Consider the following 19,068-nt stretch of genomic DNA (forward strand, 5'->3'; position numbering starts at 1 on the left):
TGAATTATGTATGCCCGACAGATTTCGGCTGCATTACCGAGCAATTGCTGACGCGTTGCCCCTGTACCGCCCGCGCGGATGCTAGCCGGAACTGTTACCAGACGTCGCCATCGCGCCAATCACACGCCAGGGCCGCGGTGGCGTCCAGGCTGATCCCGACCGGCAGGACGAACACCGAGCCGTCGTCGTCGGGAGTCCGTGTTGTCCCAGCGGGCGCCAATACCGACGTCGGCCCGCGCCATGGCAGCCAACCGCGCAAGGTGTAGAGGCGTCGTCCCCGGTCCGAGGAGCTGAGCGCACCGAGCTGATAGCCGCCGCGAATCACTTGCTCGCACGCATCCAGTATCGCGATTGCCAGCCCTTGACCGCGCCAATCTTCGCGCACGGCCACGGCTTCGACGTAGCCGCACCGCAACGCGGCACCGCGGTAGAGCAGGCGTCGTTGCACGACCGCCCCGTGCGCGATGATCGCACCGCGATGCCAGATGAGAGCATGCATCCCGCCCAGCGCGTGGTCCCAGTCGGTGTCGGTGAACTCACCGGCGAACGCGTCGTTGACCATCTCATAGGCGCGCTGCCGGGCCTCGCTCTCGAGGTCGGCGGTGTGAACCAGGCGGGCGGTGTGTACCTGGGTGTGCACACTGCTGGTTTACCAGGTGGATTAACTCGCCGCCATCGAACTTGAAGCAGAAGCCGGCGCAGCCCTGGATCGCGACCAGTGCAGCCGCACATACTGCCCGGGCCGCACCTGGGCGACCTTGTCGATGTCTTGGTCGGCGATCACGCCGACCACCGGGTAGCCGCCGGTGACGGGGTGATCCGGACCAAGGATCACCGGTAAGCCGTTGGGCGGCACCTGGATCGCACCGCGGGTGGCTCCCTCACTGGGCAAGACCCGATCGGGCGAGCGGTACTGCAGTGGGCGTCCCTCCAGCCGCATACCCACCCGGTCGCTGCGGTCGGAGGCCATCCAGATGGTGTGCACGAGAGCGTCCGGATCGACGAGCCAATCGTCGCGCGGGCCGGGCACCACCAGTAACTCCACCAGATGCTCGGAGATCGGCGCTACCGGAGCCTGGTCGAGTTCGGGATACTCGTCGGTGTGTTCGCCGACCGGCAGCACATCACCGGGCTGTAGCGGCAACGGCCCGATCGCCGACATGACGTCGTAGCTGCGGGAACCCAGCACCGGTGTCACGTCGATACCGCCACGCACCGCTAGATAGCTTCGCAACCCGAAGTATGGGACGCCCAACGAGATCACCTCGCCGTCGCGGACGTGCTGAATGCTGTTGGTGCCGAACATGATCCCGTCGACGCGCGGGTCCGTGTCAGCGCCGGTCACTGCGATGTCTACCTCGCCGCCGCGGACTCGTGCCCAGAACCCGCCGAAAGTCACCTCGATCGTCGCGCGGTCGTCGGGGTTGGCCACCAGCCGGTTGGCCAGCCTGTGCGATCGCCGGTCGGCTGCTCCTGATCGGGTGACGCCGAGATGGGCCAGCCCCACCCGGCCCAAGTCCTGGACGAGGGCCAGCGGTCCGGTGCGCAAGATCTCCAGGGTTGTCATGGACCTCTCCTTTCGGGCTCCTCGCGCGCCTCCCGCTATGCGGCTCGGAACTGGACCCACATGCCCGGCATCAGCAGCGCCGGATTCGGCCGGTCGATATCCCACAAGACCGCGTCGGTGTGGCCGATCAGCTGCCACCCACCCGGAAATCGACGCGGGTTGATCACGCTGAATTCGCCGGCCAACCCTACGGCACCGGCCGGCACGGACGGCCGCGACTCCGGTCGCCGTGGTACGGCCAGCCGCGGATCGCCGACCAGATACGCGAAACCGGGTGTGAAGCCGCTGAATCCGACTCGCCAGGGGGCAGCGGTGTGGGCGTTGATGACCTGCGCGGTGGTCAGCCCGGTTCGGTCGGCGACCTCGGCGAGGTCGGCGCCGTCGTAGACGACGTCGATCACCACATCGACGCGACCGTCTGGCGAAGTGGCCTGCACTGCGTCGGGGGCAACCTGCAACGTGCGCAGTCGATGGCGGATGACGCTCTGGTAGCGGGGGCCGTCGAGTTTCACCAGCACGGTGCGGGAGGCCGGGACGATGTCGAGCACACCGGGCAGCGCGGCCTCGCGCAGCGCGGCCGTCCACGCCAATACCTCAGCGGTGCTGTCGAACTGCAGTAGCAGCGCCTGATCGCCGTAGTCGAGAACGGTGTAGGCCACACCGAGATCCATTGCCACGCTCATTACTCGACAGTAACCCCGCAGCGGGGCCGGCGGCGAGGAATTTTCGAGCACTGCCAGAGGTGCCTTAGCAAATGTTCAAACGATCACCACGACTGCGGTGACCGGTGGGTTCTAGCGCAGGATATCGGCGATCAGCGGGGGCAACTGATCGGCCACCATCGGGTAGCTGAGCGGCGAGGCGGACGCGATCGCCTCGGCCTGGTCAGCCGCCTGCATGAAGCGATTCTGTTCTGTCGCATGCGCTGTCGGGCGTAAGCCCGACGGACCTGAAGGAATTCGCGGTGAGTTCAGGGGCGCCCGTATCCGCCGCCGCCGGGAGTGTGGATCTCCAGGATGTCGCCGGCGTTCAGCTCGACCGAGTCGCAGCCAGCGAGTTCGACGACGCTGCCGTCCACGCGGCGGACCAGGTTGCGACCGAGCGCACCTGGCGCTCCCCCGGCCATCCCGTACGGGGGGACGCGTCGGTGCTGCGACAGCATGCTGACCGTCATGAGTTCCCGAAATCGGAGCCGCCGCACCGCGCCGTCCCCGCCGCGCCACCGCCCGTCCCCGCCGCTGCCGCGGCGGATCGCGAAGCTGTCGACCAACACCGGGAACCGCCACTCCAACACCTCGGGGTCGGTCAACCGGGAGTTGGTCATGTGGGTCTGGACCACCGAAGCCCCGTTATAACCCGGCCCCGCACCGGATCCGGAGGCGACGGTCTCGTAGTACTGGTGCCTGGCATTGCCGAACGTCACGTTGTTCATCGTCCCCGAGCCCTCGGCCTGTACCCCGAGCGCCGCGTAGAGGGCACCGGTGATGGACTGCGAGGTCTCCACGTTGCCGGCGACGACTGCGGCCGGATAAACCGGTGCGAGCATGCAGCCCGGCGGGATAACCACCTGCAGCGGCTTGAGGCAACCGTCGTTGAGCGGGATGTCGTCGTCGACCAGGGTCCGGAACGCGTACAGCACCGCGGCCATCACCACCGAAGTCGGTGCGTTGAAGTTGGTGTTCAGCTGTGGGGAGGTCCCGGTGAAATCGATTGTGGCCGTCCGATTTTCCGCGTCGACTGAGACTCGGACCTTGATGACCGCCCCGCCGTCCATCTCATAGGTGTACTCGCCGTCGCCCAAAGCGGCGATCACGCGCCGCACCGCCTCCTCGGCGTTGTCCTGGACGTGACGCATGTAGGCCTGCACCACCTCCAGGCCGAAGTCGTCGATCATTTTGCGGACTTCCTCCACGCCTTTTTCGGTAGCGGCGATCTGGGCGCGTAGGTCCGCCAGGTTGGTCTCCGGGTTGCGTGAGGGGTACGACGCCCTGGTGAGCAGGTCGCGTGTCTCGGTCTCCCGGAGGGCGCCATGCTCCACCAGCAGCCAATTGTCGAACAGCACACCCTCCTCGTGCACGTCGCGGCTGCCCGCCGGCATCGAGCCGGGACTCACTCCGCCGATCTCAGCATGGTGGCCCCGGGCGGCGACGAAGAACAACAGCCGCTCGCCGTCTCCGAAAACCGGTGTGACGACGGTGACATCGGGCAGGTGGGTGCCGCCGTGGTAAGGGTCGTTGATCGCATACGCATCACCGATTTTCATCGCCCCGGCGTTACGGGCGATGATCTCCTTGACGGCCGCTCCCATCGAACCCAGGTGGACCGGGATATGCGGTGCGTTGGCGACGAGGTTGCCCTCGGGGTCGAACAACGCGCAGGAGAAGTCGAGCCGCTCTTTGATGTTCACCGACTGGGCCGTGGACTCCAGCCGCACCCCCATCTGCTCGGCGATCGACATGAACAGGTTGTTGAAGATCTCAAGCAGTACCGGGTCGGCGTCGGTGCTCACCTCGCCGGCGCCGGTGTGGGCGCGCACCCGCGTCAGCACAAGATGCCCGAGCTCTACTAACTCGGCGCGCCAGCCATCCTCGACCACCGTGGTCGCGTTGGTCTCGGCAATGATGGCCGGGCCGGTGACCGTCTCGCCGAGGACGAGCCGGTCCCGCCGGAACAGCGACACCTCGCGCCAGCCCCCCTGGTTGTACATGGGAACGGTGTCCACGGGCCCCGCAGGCGGGCCGTCCGGATGGGACGCCTCCGCCAAGGCGCGCAGGTCAGGCTGCTCGGTGAGTCCAACGGCCTCCACGGAGACGGCTTCGACTACCAGGGGACGGTCCATTAGGAACGAGTAGTTGCGTTTGTAGCTTGCCTCGAACTCGGCGGCCATCGTCTCCGGGTCGGCCAGGCCCACCTGGACCGCGATGTCGGTGCCGTCGTAGCGGAGGTGTGCCCGGCGGGTCACGCGGAGCCGCTCGTCGGGCACGTCCTCGTCTTGCAGGCGCGCGCGCGTGGCTGATTCCAGTGCATCGGCGACCTCGCCCACCCGCTCCATCGCTTCCGGCTCAAGCTGGCACTCCACCGACTGTTCGCGCATGGCGGTCGCGTCCGCGAGCCCGATGCCCAACGCGGACAGCACACCCGCCATGGGCGGAATCAAGACGGTGCCGATGCCCAAAGAATCGGCCACCGCGCAGGCGTGCTGGCCGCCGGCGCCCCCGAACGTGGTCAGCACGTACTCGGTGACGTCGCGCCCTTTTTGCACCGTGATTCGCTTGACCGCGTTGGCCATGTTGGCCACCGCGATCCGCAGGTAGCCCTCGGCGACCTGCTCGGGGGTGCGGTCGTCGCCGGTCTGTGCGGCGATCTCGCGTGCCAGCTCACCGAACCGCCGCCCGACGATCTCGGCGTCCAGCGGCTGGTCGCCGTCGGGGCCGAAGACGGCGGGGAAATGGTTCGGCTGGACGCGGCCGAGCATAACGTTGGCGTCGGTGACAGTCAGCGGGCCGCCGCCTCGGTAGCAGGCCGGACCGGGATCGGCGCCCGCCGAGTCCGGGCCCACTCGGTACCGGGTGCCGTCGAAGTGCAGGACCGACCCGCCGCCGGCGGCAATGGTCTGGATGTCCAGCATCGGCGCGCGCAGCCGGACTCCCGCGACCAGGGTGTTGAAGACGCGCTCGTATTCCCCGGCGTAGTGCGACACATCCGTGGACGTGCCGCCCATATCAAAACCAATGACCTTGTCGAATCCAGCCAGCTCCGACATGCGAACCATCCCGACGATGCCGCCGGCCGGGCCGGACAGGATCGCGTCTTTGCCGCGGAAGTGTCCGGCCTCGGCCAGGCCCCCGTTGGACTGCATGAACATCAGTCGCACGCCCGGCAGCTCGGCGGCCACCTGCTGGATGTAGCGATGCAAGATCGGTGACAGATATGCGTCGACGACGGTGGTGTCACCGCGCGAGACGAGCTTCATCAGCGGACTGACTTCCGCCGACAGCGAGATCTGCGGGAAGCCGATTTGTTTGGCGGCCTCGCCGATCGCCTGCTCATGGGCCGGGTACAGGTGGCTGTGCAGAGACGCAATGGCCACTGCGTGGATTCCGTCGCCGTAGGCCGCCCGCAGGTCGGTCGCCAGCCGGTCTAGATCCGGAGCCCGCAGCACCGTGCCGTCGGCCGTGACCCGTTCGTCGACCTCGATGACCCGTTCGTGGAGCAGTTCCGGCAGGACAATGTTGCGGGTGAAGATGCGCGGCCGGTTCTGGTAGCCGATCCGCAGCGCGTCCCCGAAACCCCGGGTGATGACGAGCGCCGTGCGCGCGCCCTTGCGCTCCAGCAGCGCATTGGTCGCTACCGTGGTGCCCATCCGCACCGCCTCGATCCGCTCGGCCGGAATCGGATCATCCGCCGCGAGTCCAAGCAGTGCGCGGATCCCCGCCACCGCGGCGTCGGCGTAGCGCGAGGGGTTGTCCGAAAGCAGCTTGTGCGTCACCAGACGCCCGTTCGGCTGACGGGCGACGATATCGGTGAACGTTCCACCGCGGTCGATCCAAAACTGCCACTTCCCGGCCACCCGATGCTCCTCATCGTTTAGTAGGGACGAGTTGCCGGTCACGGTGACTGCTGTTACTGCCGGGGTGTACCAGCATGGGACGCGTGGCCTGTCGGTTGTCCCGATGCTCGGTGTCTTAGGAGACCACGGGCGCCTGGCGGCAGATCGCGTGAGCCGGACTCATCCGGGCGCTGGGTAGTCAGTCAGCAACGCGCCGTGTTCGATCACCGCGGCGGCGTGCGCGACACCGAGCTCGGAGTAACGCGCGGCCAGCGAGGCCTCGCTTGCACTCGCAACCGACACCTCAGTCGGGAACGCTGGTCGCGAATACCAGTCGACTGCGATTTCGCCCAGCTGCCGCGAGCGTGCCCAGCGCTTCGGCGTTGACATGCACCGCCACGAGCACCATCGGCAGTTGGTCAGTCCCGAGGCGGCCGCGAGCCGCCAAAACCGTTGCCGCATGGTCCTCTAATGCGTGGTCCAGCGTGTGCAGCGCGCGACCGCACGCCGCCATGCTCTCCTGCGGCGGCGGATCCTGCTGCAGCAGGGCAGCCGCCGCGTGCTCCAATGCAACTCCAGCGAGTCGGACCATCTCGCCGACTCCGCTAGTACATGCGTCCAGTTCCGGTTGAGGGACAACACTCACGACGGAACTCCTATTCTGACAACCTGCACGCCAAGACTGGTGCACTGACCAGGTCGTGTCAACGGGTAGGCCCTGGCGGGCGTCACCATCGCTCAAGGTGGTCATCCGTGGCGCTTGTCGTCGGTAACCGCGCGATCGGGCGGCGGTCGAGAGCTTTTCGAGCACTGCCAGAGGCGCCTTGGCCAATGCTCAGACGGCCGGCGGTTGGCCACGAAAACTACGGTGGCCGCCCGGGTCTAATGCAGGATATTGGCGATCAGTGCCGGCAACTGATCGGCCACTAGCGGATAGCTCAGCGGCGACGCGAAGGCGATCGCTCCGGCCTGGTCCTTGGTGGTGAACACGCTGCGCGTCTGCAGAGCCGCCACGTCGGGATTGGCCAACAGCGCCGCGTGATCGTCCTCGCTTTCAGTCGTCCAGATCAGTAGATCGGCGGCGTCGAGGACCGGCCTGATCTTGTCGCGCGGAATGAACGCGCGCTGCTGATCGACTGCGAAGGGGCTGATGTTGTCGGCGATGGCCAGACCCATCTGCGTCAGAAACTCGGTGTGCCAACCGGTTATTGCCACCACATCGTCTTGGTGGAGCTTGCCTTGCAGCAGGAGCACTTTCTTGGTTTTGAACTGCGGATATTTATCCGCAACGGCCGCGAAACTTCGATCGATGCCGTTGATCAGTGATTTCATCTGGTCGGGCTGAAAAACCGCCCGGCCGATCGCCGTCGCTTGGTCCTTCCACGGCTCGAAGAATGCGTCGCCGTCGGACTGTGGAATCGTTGGGGCGATCGCGGTGAGCTTCTGGTAGGTGTCCTCGTCGACGCCTGCGTCGGTGGCGACGATCAAGTCGGGTTTCAGACTGGCGATCCGCTGAACCTGAATTCCGTTGTCCAGATTCAACACAACGGGTTTGGCGTTGCCGAGTTTGGGCCGAGCCCACGGCCACACCGCGAACGGCTGGTCGCCGAACCAGTTGGTCACCGCTATCGGCACGACGCCGAGCGCGAGCAGGTCGTCCTGCCCGGTGTAACCGGCGCTGACCACTCGCTTGGGCGGTTCGGGGACGGTCGTCTCACCGAAAACATGCGTGATGGTCACGGGTCGGCCGCCGGGGCCGGCGGGCGCCGCCTTATGCGACGAGCAGGCGGGAGCCGCCACCGCGAGCAGCCCCGCGGCCGCGCCGACGCGCAGAAATCCGCGCCGACTCCATTGCTCTGGCATCGCGTGAGCCTACAGCGTTCGCTCAGGTCAACGGCATGCCGGCGTCGACGAAGTCCAGGGCACGGTAGACGGTGTCGGCCGCGCGCGGACCAGGCTCGTAGACTGCCATCATCGCGCCGGTGAGGGCTCCGGCGAATGCCCGAAGCTCGAAATCGTTTGCATCACGGCCGATTCGGCGGCCGATTGCCTCGGCGAACGTGGTGATGGTGCGGTAATACTCGTCGTACATGGCCGCCTTGAGTTCGGGTATCGAGAACATCAGCCGTTGCCGGGTGTTCTCGAACTCCCGTTGGTCCTCCGACAGATTGGCCATGGCGGCCTGGTAGGCGCGCCGGACCGCCTGACTCGGCGAAAGGTCGGGCGGCTGTTCGTCCAAGGCATTCAGGATCACCGGGTCCATGTCGTCGGCGAGCAACACCGACTCCTTGGTCGGGAAATACCGGAAAAACGTGCTCGGCGATACCTCGGCGGCCTCAGCGATCTGCTCGACCGTGGTGGCGGCGTAACCGTTTTCTTCGATCAGCCGAAACGCCTCCCGCCTGATGGTCTGGCGGGTCCTGATCTTCTTGCGTTCCCGCAGACCGGGGGTTTGGTCAGTCACCTGCATGAGGTAATTCTCCCGCACGCCGCGCGGAGGGGTGATGCGTAGTGCAGTGAACATGCTCTTCCAACCGTATGTTTGCCGGAAACATGCTGCAATTCAGATGATTTGGCGCTTATCACGCCGACAGCTTCACCGCCCTGTCGTTGCCCCGGTCGGCGACGTAGATATTCCCGGCGTTGTCCACGGCCACCCCCAACGGGGTGTTGAGCCCGGTCAGCGGCAGCGCGGTCGGGGTGTTCGATCCGGCCGGCAACTTCAACACTTGGTTGCCGTCGTGTTCAGTGACGAAAACGTCGCCGACGTTGTCCACCGCGATACCCCACGGGACGGCGACGCCGATGAACGGGAGCGCGGTCTGAGTTGTCGAGCCGGCCGCCAGCATCGACACCCGGTTGTTGTCGGTGTCGGTGACGTAGACGTTGCCGGCGGGGTCGACCGCCACGCCATCGGGGTTCTTGAGCCCGGTGAACGGCAGCACGGTCTGAGTTGTCGAGCCGGCCGCCAACTTCAACACCCGGTCGTTGCCCCGGTCGGCGACATAGACGCTGCCCTGGCCATCCACCGCTACACCTTCGGGATAGTTCAGGCCGGTAAACGGCAGCACGGTCTGGCCGGTCGACCCGGCCGTCAACTTGACCACCCTGTTGTTGAAATCGGCGACGTACACGGCCCCGGCGCTGTCTACCGCGAGCCCCTGGGGCTGGTAAAGGCCGCTGAACGGCAGCACCGTCGGGGTGCTTGATCCGGGCGCCAACTCAACCACGCGTCCGTACATGCCCTCGCTGGTGACGTACACATCGCCGGCTTTGTCCACCGCCACCCCGCCGGGCGATAGGCGGAAGTCGATACCGGTGAACGGCAGCTCAGTTTGTGCGGAGGTCGGATGCTTCGATGCCGCCGACGGGTGCGCCCCCAAATAGCCGGTGGTAGCGATAGCCGCGACTGCCAGCAGTGCGGCTGCGCCGATAAGGATCCACCGCTTGCGGTTTCGGCTGGGCGGGGGCGCATTGCGGGTGAAGTCCGGTGGGGGCGTGGGGGACTGGTGATTGGGCGGCGGTGTGCTTACCCAGGGCGTGGGCCGAGCCGTGGTCTCGACGGCGTCGGCCATCCGCGTCGCATCCTGGCTGTGCCGCAGAATCGTCGCCTCTTGGTATTGCTCGGGCGCGGTAAGCGCCTCATGAGCGGCCACGGCCAGATCTCCGGCGGAGCAGTAGCGGTCTGCCGGGTTCTTGGCCATGCCTTTGCCGATAACCGGATCGAGGGCCGGCGGAACCCGCCCGGGACGGAGCTCGCTGGGCCGCGGCGCGGGTTCGAGCAGATGGGCGGCGATCAGCCGTTCGACGCTGGTGGCCCGATACGGCGGTGCGCCGGTCAAACACTCACCCAACACGCAGGCCAGCGCATAGATGTCGGAGCGGTAGGTGACCTCGTCGCCGGTGAAGCGCTCCGGCGCCATGTAGTTGTAGGTCCCCACCGCAAATCCGCTTTGGGTCAGCCCAGGGTCGGTGGCGGCGCGGGCAATTCCGAAATCAACCAAATAGGCGAAGTCGTCATTGGTTAACAGAATGTTTTCCGGTTTGACATCTCGATGTGTGACGCCGTTAGCGTGCGCCGCGTCGAGCGCGGCGGCGATCTGGCGCACGATGGCAACGCTTCGCGCCGGGCTCAGCGGACCGTAGTTCGTCAACAGCGCGCGCAGCGAGACGCCGTCGATCATGCGCATTTCTACGTAGAACTGACCGTCGATATCGCCATAGTCATGGATGGGAACGATGTGCGGTTCGGTCAGCCGTCCCGCGGTGTCGGCTTCCCGTCGCATCCGCATGTAAAACGTTGCGTCGGTGGAGAATTGCGGCGAGATCAGCTTCAGCGCGACCACCCGGTGCTTGCGGGTGTCCTCGGCCTCATAGACCTCGCCCATGCCGCCGCGGCCTAACAGCCGCCTCAACTGATACGGGCCAAACCGTAAGCCAACCCGCGAAACGGTACTGTTCACCGGCCACGCTCCTTTCAAAAATTCGTCAAATTCCGCTGTCTACGAAATTGCATTCACAGCTGCTGCGATTTTCGATTGGAATGCGCTCGGCAGCGGAATCGATCCGTACTGATCCAAACCGTCTTGACCCGGACCAATTGCGGCCTGCATAAACGCTTTTACCGCCGCGCCAGTAGCAGAATCTGGATATTTCGAGCAAACGATTTCATAGGTCGGCTCCACGATCGGATACGCACCAGGTTGCGTTGGCCGGTAAAACGACGAGGTGTCCACCACCAGGTCATTGCCCTGTCCCTTGAACGTGGCCCCGGCAATGGTCTTGCTCACCGAGTCGGTGGTGATCTCCACCGGATCCGGACCGGCTGAGGTAATGATCTGGGCCATGCTCAATTGCCGGCCCACCCCGAACGACCATTCGTTATAGGTGATCGACCCTTCGGTGCTCTGCACTTCCGCCGAGGTGCCGTTGTCCCCGACGCCGCCGTCGCCGACACCCCCGAGGAATGTCTGGCTGGCACCTTTGCCCCACGCGCCGTTGGATGCGGCGACCAGGTATCGCTCAAAGTTCGACGTGTCAGCGGATTGGTCGCTGCGGAAAAAGACGTGGATGGGCTCCGACGGCAAGGTGGTGCCCGGATTGAGCGCGCCGATCACCGGGTCATCCCAGCTGGTAATCGCTCCGTTGAAGATCTTTGCGAGCGTGGCTGCATCAAGTTTCAGCGAGTTCACGCCGTTGACGTTGTAGGTGACCGCGATTGGTTCGAACACCGCCGGCAAGTCCCACGCCGGCGAACCGCATCGCTGCGCCGCCCGATCGACCTGCCCTTTCGACGGATCCAACGGATCGCCGGAACCCGCCAGATCGCTGACGTTGTTGACGAAGTCCGTCACCCCGGCACCGGAGCCGTTGGCGTTGTAGTCCAGCGTGTAGCCCGGGCACGCATGGACGTAGGCGAAGACGAATTGTTCGATCGCATTCTCTTGCGCGGTCGCGCCGCTGCCCTTGAGCTGCTTCTTTCCACCGCATTGCACCTGAGCCGAGCTGGCTCCAGCCGACGATGCGTGGGTGGAGCTGCCACACCCCGTCAACACCAGTGCGCTGGCGGCCAACAGACTCAGCACGGCGCCGTATCGGTTGAACTTCACCGGAAACTCCTCCGAATCGTCAGGGAGGCGGACACACTCACTCCGCCACCGGGGAGCCCCCTTCGGATCACGTTGTGCCCCGGCGGACCAGCCCGTGAACCTGTGAATATCGAAGCCTCGGAACATGGGTGCAGGATTAGCGACCGCTTTAAAAAGGATTAGCAAACGACAAGAGAATCGGGAAGAGCCTGAAGGTAAGCACGATTTAAGCACAGAATGAGCGGCACCTGAGCCAGATGAGTAGCAGGTTAGTGCCACCTTTGAAAATAAATAGAGCATTGCGCCGCCGAATCATCAGTGGGGCATGACGACGTAACTTTGTGGAGTGTTGATGACCCGTGACCAGCTCAACGCCGAGACCGGTGCTGAAGCTGGTGTCGATGCTCCGGCCATGCGTGCGGTGAACCTCACCCTGGGTTTCGGCGCCACAACCGTCCTCCACGAGGTGAGCCTGGACTTTCCCCCGCAGTCGATCACGTCCTTGCTGGGGCCGACCGGCTCCGGTAAGACGACCTTCCTGCGCACCCTGAATCGTATGAACGACAACGTTTTTGGATACCGCTATAGCGGTGATGTCCTGTTGGGCGGACGCAGCATCTTCAAAAGCCAAGACCTGATGGAGTTTCGCCGCAGGGTCGGCATGCTGTTCCAGCGTCCCAATCCATTCCCGATGTCGATCTTGGACAACGTAGTTGCGGGTCTGGGCGCACATAAGCTGGTGTCCCGCAAGCACTTTAAGAGTGTTGCGCAGGCTCGCCTGGCCGAGGTCGGCCTCTGGGATGCGGTTAAGGATCGGCTCGGTGATTCGCCATTCCGGCTCTCCGGAGGTCAACAACAATTGTTGTGCCTGGCTCGTGCGCTTGCAGTGAACCCGGAGGTCCTGCTGCTCGACGAGCCCACCTCATCGCTGGACCCGGCCACGACCGAGAAAATCGAAGAGCTCATTCGATCGCTGGCCAACCGGCTCACCGTGATCATGGTGACGCACGACCTTGCCCAGGCCGCCCGCATAGGCGACCGGACCGCCTTGTTCTTTGACGGCAGGTTGGTGGAGGACGGACCCACCGAACAGCTGTTCCTCTCGCCAAAGCATGCGGAGACCGTCCGTTATGTCTCTGGACTGTTTGGCGACCGCCACCTTCTGGGTGTGGTCGTCGGGGCCACAGACGCCAACGAGGGAAAGAAAGGTGAGTGAGGGCCGTGAAAATCTCGCTGCGTACGCTGCTGGTTGCGGTGCCATTGATCCTGGTCGCCGCTGGTTGCGGTTCGAACTCAACAGGCGGGTCGTCCAACCCCGGGGCTAGCACCGGTAGCGTCGCGACTACGCCCGCGACGTCGAAGGTCGCATTGTCGGAGACCGGGGCCACAGAGCTGTACCCGCTGATGAATTCATGGGTTCCGGCTTATCAGGCGAAATACCCGAACGTCACGATCACGACTGCGGCCACCGGGTCGGGCGCCGGGATCTCCCAGGCAATTGCCAGGGCGGTCGATATCGGCGCCTCCGGCGCCTACCTGTCGCAGGGTCAGATTTCCGCGCACAAGGGGCTGATGAATATCGCCTTGGCCATTGCCGCCGAGGAGGTCCACTACAACGTGCCCGGTGTCAGCGAGCACCTCAAGCTGAACGGCAAGGTGCTGGCGGCCATGTATGAAGGCACCATCAAGGCTTGGAATGACCCGCAGATCGCCGCGCTCAACCCCGGAGTGAATTTGCCGGCCATCCCGGTGGTTCCGCTACACCGTTCCGACGGGGCCGGCGATACTTTCGTGTTCACCCAGTACCTGTCGAAACAAGACCCCGACGGCTGGGGTAAGTCGCCCGGCTTTGGCACCACCGTCGACTTCCCCGCGGTGCCGGGCGCGCTCGGTGAGAACGGCGCCGGTGGCATGGTGACCGGCTGCGTTCAGACTCCCGGTTGCGTCGCCTACATCGGCATCAGCTACCTCGACCAGGCCAGCCAGAAGGGACTGGGCGAGGCCGAACTGGAAAATGCCTCCGGCAAGTACCTGCTGCCGGATGCCCAAAGCATTCCGGCTGAGGCCGCCGGTTTCGCCTCGCAGACCCCGGCAAACCAGGTGATCTCACTGATCAACGGACCAGCCGCCAACGGGTACCCGATCGTCAACTATGAGTACGCCGTTGTCTACGGCAGCCAGAAGGATGCCGCTACCGCACAGACGCTGCAGGCATTTCTGCACTGGGTGGTGACCGAAGGTAGCGGCCCCTCGTTCCTGGATAAGGTTCACTTTCAACCGCTGCCGTCCTCGGTGGAGAAGCAGTCCGACGCTCAAATCGCCAGCATCACAAGTTAGCTCGATGCGTTGACGCTTCCCACGCGACAGCGGGCGCTGGCCGACCCGCTAGTGGTATCGCGCTTGCTGGGCCGCATGCGTGGCGTGAGCCGCGGGGGCATTGCCGTCCGGTGGGCTGGCGGGGCGGGTGCGGTGATCCCGTTGCTCGCGCTCGTGTTCGTGCTGGGCACGCTGATCATCGAGGCGCTTCCGGCGATCAGGCTCAACGGGCTGCACTTCTTCACCGCCACCGAATGGAATCCGGGAAACCTTTACGGCAGCACCGAAGTCAGCAACGGTGTTCCACATCCGGTCGGTGCGTACTACGGGGCATTGCCGATGATCGTCGGCACGTTGGCGAGTTCCGCGATCGCCCTGATGATCGCGGTACCGGTGTCTGTCGGGGCGGCGTTGGCGATCGTGGAACGGCTACCAAAACGTGCTGCCTCGGCCGTCGGCATGGTGCTCGAATTGCTCGCCGGGATCCCCAGTGTCGTCGTCGGCCTCTGGGGGGCAATGACTTTCGGGCCGTTCATCGCCCACCACGTCGCTCCCGTGATCGCGCGTAATGCGCCGAATGTGCCGGTGCTCAATTATTTCCGCGGGGACACCGGCAACGGGGAAGGCATGTTGGTGTCCGGCCTGGTGCTGGCGGTGATGATCATTCCGATCATTGCCAGCACCTGCCGCGATCTGATCCGGCAGGTGCCGTCGCTACCACGCGAGGGTGCGATCGCGCTCGGCATGTCCGACTGGGAGTGTGCGCGCAAGGTCACCCTGCCATGGGTGTCTAGCGGCATTGTCGGCGCCATCGTGCTGGGATTGGGACGTGCGCTGGGCGAGACGATGGCCGTTGCCATGGTGTCCGGTGCGGAGTTGGGTGCCATGCCCGGCAACATCTACTCGACCATGACCACCATCGCCGCAACCGTTGTGTCGCAGTTGGATTCAGCGTTAACCGACTCCACCAACTTCGCAGTGAAGACCCTTGCCGAGGCAAGTCTTGTGCTGATGGTGATCACGTTGCTGACGAATATGTTGGCTCGTGCGCTGGTGCGCCGCGCGTCGGGTACCGCGCTACCAGTCGGGCGGGGTATCTGAAATGTGGTCGGTAACCTCTCGGCGCAAAACTGTCAACGCGATGTGGTGGACCGCATGTTTCTGTTGTCTGGCGATGGTGATCGTACCGACGTTGTGGATGCTGATCGGGGTCGTCGGCCGTGCGTTGCCGGTGTTCCACTGGAGCGTGCTGGTCGAAGACTCGCATGGCGGCGGTGGCGGTCTTCGCAACGCCATTGTCGGTACCCTGGTCCTGGGCCTGGGGGTCGTGCTGGTGGGTGGCACCGTCAGTGTGTTGGCCGGGATCTACCTGTCCGAATTCGCCACCGGCAGAACGCGTTCGATTCTGCGCGGCGCTTATGAGGTACTGTCGGGCATCCCATCAATCGTGCTCGGATACGTCGGCTATCTGGCGCTCGTGGTCTACTTCGACTGGGGGTTCTCGCTGGCGGCTGGAGTCTTGACGCTGTCGGTATTGAGTATCCCGTACATCGCTAAGGCCACCGAATCGGCGCTCGGTCAAGTGCCGACGGCATACCGAGAAGGGGCAACGGCGCTGGGGCTGCCGGTCGTTTGGACGCTGCGCAGGATCGTGCTGAAGACGGCACTACCCGGAATCGTCACCGGCATGCTGGTGGCGCTCGCGCTGACGATCGGTGAGACGGCGCCGATGCTTTATACGGCCGGCTGGTCGGATTCCCTTCCGACCGGCAAACTTACCGACTCACCGCTCGGTTACCTGACGTATCCGATCTGGACGTTCTACAACCTGCCGTCGAAAACCGCCCTGGACCTGTCCTATGACGCGGCCTTTTTGCTGATCGTGTTCTTGCTGCTGCTGATCATCCTGGGACGGCTGATCACCTGGTTCGCGCGGCGGCATTCAGAATCGGCGTGAGATTTGCCGACGGCTCTCAGCGCGTTGGCCATGGACTGTAGTCGGCGATCAGCTCCTCCTGCGGCGGTCGCTGATCGTCGGGCACATGCTGCAGGTTGATCCGAATCCGGTACCAGATCGAACTCGGTCCGCGCATCCCGTCGACCAGCACGTCGGAGGGCTGCAGTCGATCCGCCGCCGCGGGATAGCGGTCGCGCCAGGTGTCCAGGGCGGCCATCGCCTCATCCTTGGTCTTGGTGCGGGCGATCTCGATGAGCGGCATCACGGACTGGCGGCGGCCAGTGCCCGCACTGGCCTCACTGCGGCGTGCACCTTTGGGCGCCTTCTCGGCGGGGCCGAGTTCCTCGGCCAGCGCGAGCAGTCCGTCCAGGCCGGCGGCGGCTCCCCCCTCATCCGAGTCCATTCCTTCCCACGGGTCGCCGATGTCGGCGAACCGCTCCGGCACCGTCGTGAGGGTGAACGCTGCCGGGTCGCAGTCGGCGACCTCACCCCAGTGCAGCGGCGTCGACACCCGCGCATCCGGCGTGGCCCGCACCGAATACGCCGATGCGACCGTGCGGTCCTTGGCGTTCTGGTTGAAGTCCACGAACACGCCCTGGCGTTCTTCCTTCCACCAGCGGCTGGTCGCCAGGTCGGGGGCGCGTCGCTCTACTTCCCGCGCCACCGTCTGGGCGGCCAGCCGCACCTGTCGAAACGACCAGCCCGGCACGATGCGCGCATATATATGGAAGCCACGCGACCCGGACGTCTTCGGCCACGCAGTCAGCCCGTGATCCTCCAGCACGTCGCGGGCCACCAGTGCGACGTCGAGAATCTGCCGCCATCCGACCCCGGGCATCGGATCCAAATCGACGCGTAGCTCGTCCGGGTGCTCGAGATCGTCGGCGAGCACCGGATGCGGATTGAGGTCAATGCAGCCCAGATTGATCGCCCAGACCAGCCCGGCGGCGTCATGGATGACGGCCTCCTTGGCCGAGGTCCCGGATGCGTAGCGCAACTCGGCGACGTCCACCCAGGCCGGCCGTTTGGCGGGCGCACGCTTCTGGAAGATCGCCTCCTGCTCGATGCCTTTGACGAAGCGTTTCAGGATCATCGGCCGTCCGGCCACCCCTCGCAGGGCGCCATCAGCGACGGCCAGGTAATAGCGGACCAGGTCAAGTTTGGTAAGGCCGCCGTGCCCGCTGTGAGCACCGCGACCGGGAAAGATCACCTTGTCCGGGTGGGTGACCTCGACCTGGCGTCCGCCCACGTCCAGCGACACCGGCCCCATGGGCTGATAGTAATTCCGGACTATTTTCCAGCTGCGGTGCGACGTCCGTCACATAGGGTGAAGCTATGCCTAATCTCTTTGATATTTCTGGGCAGGCAGCAGCCAAGCTTCAGCAGTATGCCGAGCGCGGGGCGGCCGAACTGCACTACCTCCGCAAGATCATCGAGTCGGGTGCGTTCCGGTTGGAGCCGCCGCTGAACTACGCGGCAATGGCAGCCGACATTGGGAAATGGGGCGAGTTCGGCATGCTGCCGTCGGTCAACGCCCGGCGCACTCCGAACCGGGCGGCGCTCGTCGACGAAGAGGGCGCGCTGACCTACAAGGAGCTCGACGAGGCCGCCCACGCGGTGGCGCACGGGCTGCTGGCCAAAGGCGTGCGCGGTGGCGACGGGGTGGCGATCCTGGCGCGCAACCATCGCTGGTTTGTCATCGCGAATTATGGGTGTGCGCGGGTGGGCGCCCGCATCATCTTGCTCAACAGCGAGTTCTCCGGTCCACAAATCAAGGAGGTGGCCGAGCGCGAGGGTGCCAAGCTGATCATCTACGACGACGAGTACACCCAGGCGGTCAGCCAGGCCGATCCGCCGCTGGGGAAGCTGCGGGCGCTGGGCACCAACCCCGATAGCGACGAGCCGTCGGGCAGCACCGACGAGACACTGGCCGACCTGGTCGCCCGGAACAGCAAATCGCCCGCACCCAGGGCCACCAAGCATGCGTCAATCATCATCCTCACCAGCGGCACTACCGGCACCCCGAAGGGCGCGAACCGGAGTACCCCGCCGACACTGGCGCCGATCGGCGGGATCCTGTCGCACGTCCCGTTCAAGGCCGGTGAGGTGACCTCGCTGCCGTCGCCGATGTTTCATGCGCTGGGCTATCTGCATGCCACCATCGCGATGTTCCTCGGCTCAACGCTGTTGCTGCGGCGCCGGTTCAAGCCGGCGTTGGTGCTGCAAGACATCGAAAAGCACAAGGCCACCGCGATGGTCGTCGTCCCGGTCATGCTGTCCCGGATCCTCGCCGCGGTGGAACAGATGGAGAAAAAGCCCGACCTGTCCAGCCTGCGGATCGTGTTCGTATCCGGCTCAGCACTCGGAGCCGACCTGGCCGAACGGGCGCTCAAGGATCTCGGCCCGGTCGTCTACAACATGTACGGCTCGACCGAGGTTTCGTTCGCCACCATCGCTGAGCCCAAGCACCTGCGACACAACTCATCGACGGTGGGGCCGGTCGTCAAGGGTGTGAAGGTCAAGATCTTCGACGACAACGGCAAGGAGTTGCCGCAGGGCGAGGTCGGACGGATCTTCGTCGGCACCAGCTTCCCGTTCGAGGGCTACACCGGCGGCGGTTCCAAGCAGATCATCGATGGGCTGTTGTCGTCGGGCGACGTCGGATACTTCGACGAAGACGGCCTGCTCTATGTCAGCGGCCGTGACGACGAGATGATCGTGTCGGGAGGCGAGAATGTCTTCCCCGCCGAAGTCGAGGACCTGATCACTGGGCATCCGGACGTGGTGGAGGCCACCGCGATCGGCGTCGAGGACAAGGAGTGGGGCCACCGGCTGCGTGCCTTCGTGGTGAAGAAGCAGGACGCCAGCCTCGACGAGGACACCGTCAAGCACTACGTGCGCGACCACCTGGCCCGCTACAAGGTGCCGCGGGAAGTGATCTTCCTCGAGGAGCTGCCGCGCAATCCGACCGGCAAGATCCTCAAACGCGAGCTGCGCGACATCGAGGTCGACTAGCTCAGCCGTCGAACCCGGTTGCGCCGTCGAGCTGTTCGCGCAGGATGTCGAGTTGTCCGGTGTGGCGGGCAGTCTC

General features: G+C 65.0%; 17 protein-coding genes and 1 pseudogene. 5 read left to right on the plus strand and 13 right to left on the minus strand.

What is annotated here, in order from left to right:
• Positions 1-94: 94 nt before the first annotated feature.
• From VEI45_RS02000 to pstS (VEI45_RS02045), 11 genes and pseudogenes are all read right to left on the minus strand, one after another.
• Positions 95-640: a GNAT family N-acetyltransferase gene (locus tag VEI45_RS02000; RefSeq protein ID WP_324849619.1), complete on the minus strand. Its 546-nt coding sequence runs from the start codon at positions 638-640 to the stop codon at positions 95-97.
• A 21-nt stretch (positions 641-661) separates the two neighbouring features.
• On the minus strand, positions 662-1,567 hold the full coding sequence (locus tag VEI45_RS02005; RefSeq protein WP_324849621.1) for a 5-oxoprolinase/urea amidolyase family protein: 906 nt from the start codon (positions 1,565-1,567) through the stop codon (positions 662-664).
• A gap of 35 nt (positions 1,568-1,602) precedes the next feature.
• Entirely contained in the window at positions 1,603-2,238 is a 636-nt protein-coding gene (locus tag VEI45_RS02010; RefSeq protein ID WP_324849648.1) for a 5-oxoprolinase subunit B family protein, read from the minus strand.
• Positions 2,239-2,361: 123 nt separating this feature from the next.
• A pseudogene (locus VEI45_RS26390) lies at positions 2,362-2,487 on the minus strand (ABC transporter substrate-binding protein); the annotation flags it as partial.
• A gap of 50 nt (positions 2,488-2,537) precedes the next feature.
• The gene (locus tag VEI45_RS02015) at positions 2,538-6,137 is read right to left on the minus strand and encodes a hydantoinase B/oxoprolinase family protein (RefSeq protein WP_324849650.1); all 3,600 of its coding nucleotides are present in this window, start codon (positions 6,135-6,137) and stop codon (positions 2,538-2,540) included.
• A 159-nt stretch (positions 6,138-6,296) separates the two neighbouring features.
• A complete protein-coding gene (locus VEI45_RS02020) occupies positions 6,297-6,419 on the minus strand; it encodes a hypothetical protein (RefSeq protein ID WP_324849622.1) in 123 nt (40 codons plus the stop codon).
• A 1-nt stretch (position 6,420) separates the two neighbouring features.
• Positions 6,421-6,762: a hypothetical protein gene (locus VEI45_RS02025; RefSeq protein WP_324849624.1), complete on the minus strand. Its 342-nt coding sequence runs from the start codon at positions 6,760-6,762 to the stop codon at positions 6,421-6,423.
• Between the two features lie 236 nt (positions 6,763-6,998).
• Positions 6,999-7,979, minus strand: coding sequence for an ABC transporter substrate-binding protein (locus tag VEI45_RS02030; RefSeq protein ID WP_324849626.1), 981 nt, complete (start codon positions 7,977-7,979; stop codon positions 6,999-7,001).
• Between the two features lie 22 nt (positions 7,980-8,001).
• Positions 8,002-8,586 (minus strand): TetR family transcriptional regulator, encoded by a 585-nt coding sequence (locus VEI45_RS02035; RefSeq protein WP_324849652.1) that lies wholly within the window; start codon positions 8,584-8,586, stop codon positions 8,002-8,004.
• Between the two features lie 112 nt (positions 8,587-8,698).
• Positions 8,699-10,579, minus strand: coding sequence for a serine/threonine-protein kinase PknD (locus VEI45_RS02040; protein ID WP_324849628.1), 1,881 nt, complete (start codon positions 10,577-10,579; stop codon positions 8,699-8,701).
• Positions 10,580-10,618: 39 nt separating this feature from the next.
• Positions 10,619-11,725 (minus strand): phosphate ABC transporter substrate-binding protein PstS, encoded by a 1,107-nt coding sequence (pstS, locus tag VEI45_RS02045; RefSeq protein WP_324849630.1) that lies wholly within the window; start codon positions 11,723-11,725, stop codon positions 10,619-10,621.
• A gap of 331 nt (positions 11,726-12,056) precedes the next feature.
• Here pstS (VEI45_RS02045) and VEI45_RS02050 point away from each other — a divergent pair, with 331 nt between their 5' ends.
• The 4 genes from VEI45_RS02050 to pstA all read left to right on the plus strand — a co-directional run bounded on the left by VEI45_RS02050 (position 12,057) and on the right by pstA (position 15,977).
• Positions 12,057-12,920 (plus strand): ATP-binding cassette domain-containing protein, encoded by an 864-nt coding sequence (locus VEI45_RS02050; RefSeq protein ID WP_324849632.1) that lies wholly within the window; start codon positions 12,057-12,059, stop codon positions 12,918-12,920.
• 5 nt (positions 12,921-12,925) lie between these two features.
• Positions 12,926-14,041, plus strand: a complete 1,116-nt coding sequence (gene pstS, locus VEI45_RS02055) for a phosphate ABC transporter substrate-binding protein PstS (RefSeq protein ID WP_324849634.1) — start codon at positions 12,926-12,928, stop codon at positions 14,039-14,041.
• Between the two features lie 75 nt (positions 14,042-14,116).
• On the plus strand, positions 14,117-15,121 hold the full coding sequence (pstC, locus tag VEI45_RS02060; protein ID WP_324849654.1) for a phosphate ABC transporter permease subunit PstC: 1,005 nt from the start codon (positions 14,117-14,119) through the stop codon (positions 15,119-15,121).
• A 1-nt stretch (position 15,122) separates the two neighbouring features.
• Complete coding sequence (pstA, locus tag VEI45_RS02065; RefSeq protein WP_324849636.1) at positions 15,123-15,977, plus strand: phosphate ABC transporter permease PstA; 855 nt, start codon at positions 15,123-15,125, stop codon at positions 15,975-15,977.
• Positions 15,978-15,993: 16 nt separating this feature from the next.
• Here pstA and VEI45_RS02070 read toward each other — a convergent pair whose 3' ends face one another.
• Positions 15,994-17,247 carry a DNA polymerase domain-containing protein gene (locus VEI45_RS02070; RefSeq protein WP_324849638.1) on the minus strand — a complete coding sequence of 418 codons (1,254 nt, stop codon included), beginning with the start codon at positions 17,245-17,247 and terminating at the stop codon, positions 15,994-15,996.
• A 65-nt stretch (positions 17,248-17,312) separates the two neighbouring features.
• Here VEI45_RS02070 and fadD2 point away from each other — a divergent pair, with 65 nt between their 5' ends.
• Positions 17,313-18,992: a long-chain-fatty-acid--CoA ligase FadD2 gene (gene fadD2, locus VEI45_RS02075; protein WP_324849640.1), complete on the plus strand. Its 1,680-nt coding sequence runs from the start codon at positions 17,313-17,315 to the stop codon at positions 18,990-18,992.
• Between the two features lies 1 nt (position 18,993).
• Here the strand turns inward: fadD2 and VEI45_RS26395 are convergent.
• Positions 18,994-19,068: DUF664 domain-containing protein (locus VEI45_RS26395; RefSeq protein ID WP_414687380.1), on the minus strand; the 75-nt coding region annotated here is incomplete at its 5' end.

The organism is Mycobacterium sp. (genome assembly GCF_035623875.1).
In the GTDB taxonomy this organism is placed as follows: Bacteria; Actinomycetota; Actinomycetes; order Mycobacteriales; family Mycobacteriaceae; genus Mycobacterium.

Bases quoted from the DNA above. Each gene is read 5' to 3' on its own strand.
- fadD2 (WP_324849640.1), top strand. From the start codon at position 17,313: ATGCCTAATCTCTTTGATATTTCTGGGCAGGCAGCAGCCAAGCTTCAG.
- VEI45_RS02070 (WP_324849638.1), bottom strand. From the start codon at position 17,247: ATGGGGCCGGTGTCGCTGGACGTGGGCGGACGCCAGGTCGAGGTCACC.
- pstC (WP_324849654.1), top strand. From the start codon at position 14,117: ATGCGTGGCGTGAGCCGCGGGGGCATTGCCGTCCGGTGGGCTGGCGGG.
- VEI45_RS02010 (WP_324849648.1), bottom strand. From the start codon at position 2,238: ATGGATCTCGGTGTGGCCTACACCGTTCTCGACTACGGCGATCAGGCG.
- VEI45_RS02050 (WP_324849632.1), top strand. From the start codon at position 12,057: ATGACCCGTGACCAGCTCAACGCCGAGACCGGTGCTGAAGCTGGTGTC.
- VEI45_RS02035 (WP_324849652.1), bottom strand. From the start codon at position 8,586: ATGCAGGTGACTGACCAAACCCCCGGTCTGCGGGAACGCAAGAAGATC.
- VEI45_RS02030 (WP_324849626.1), bottom strand. From the start codon at position 7,979: ATGCCAGAGCAATGGAGTCGGCGCGGATTTCTGCGCGTCGGCGCGGCC.
- pstA (WP_324849636.1), top strand. From the start codon at position 15,123: ATGTGGTCGGTAACCTCTCGGCGCAAAACTGTCAACGCGATGTGGTGG.
- VEI45_RS02005 (WP_324849621.1), bottom strand. From the start codon at position 1,567: ATGACAACCCTGGAGATCTTGCGCACCGGACCGCTGGCCCTCGTCCAG.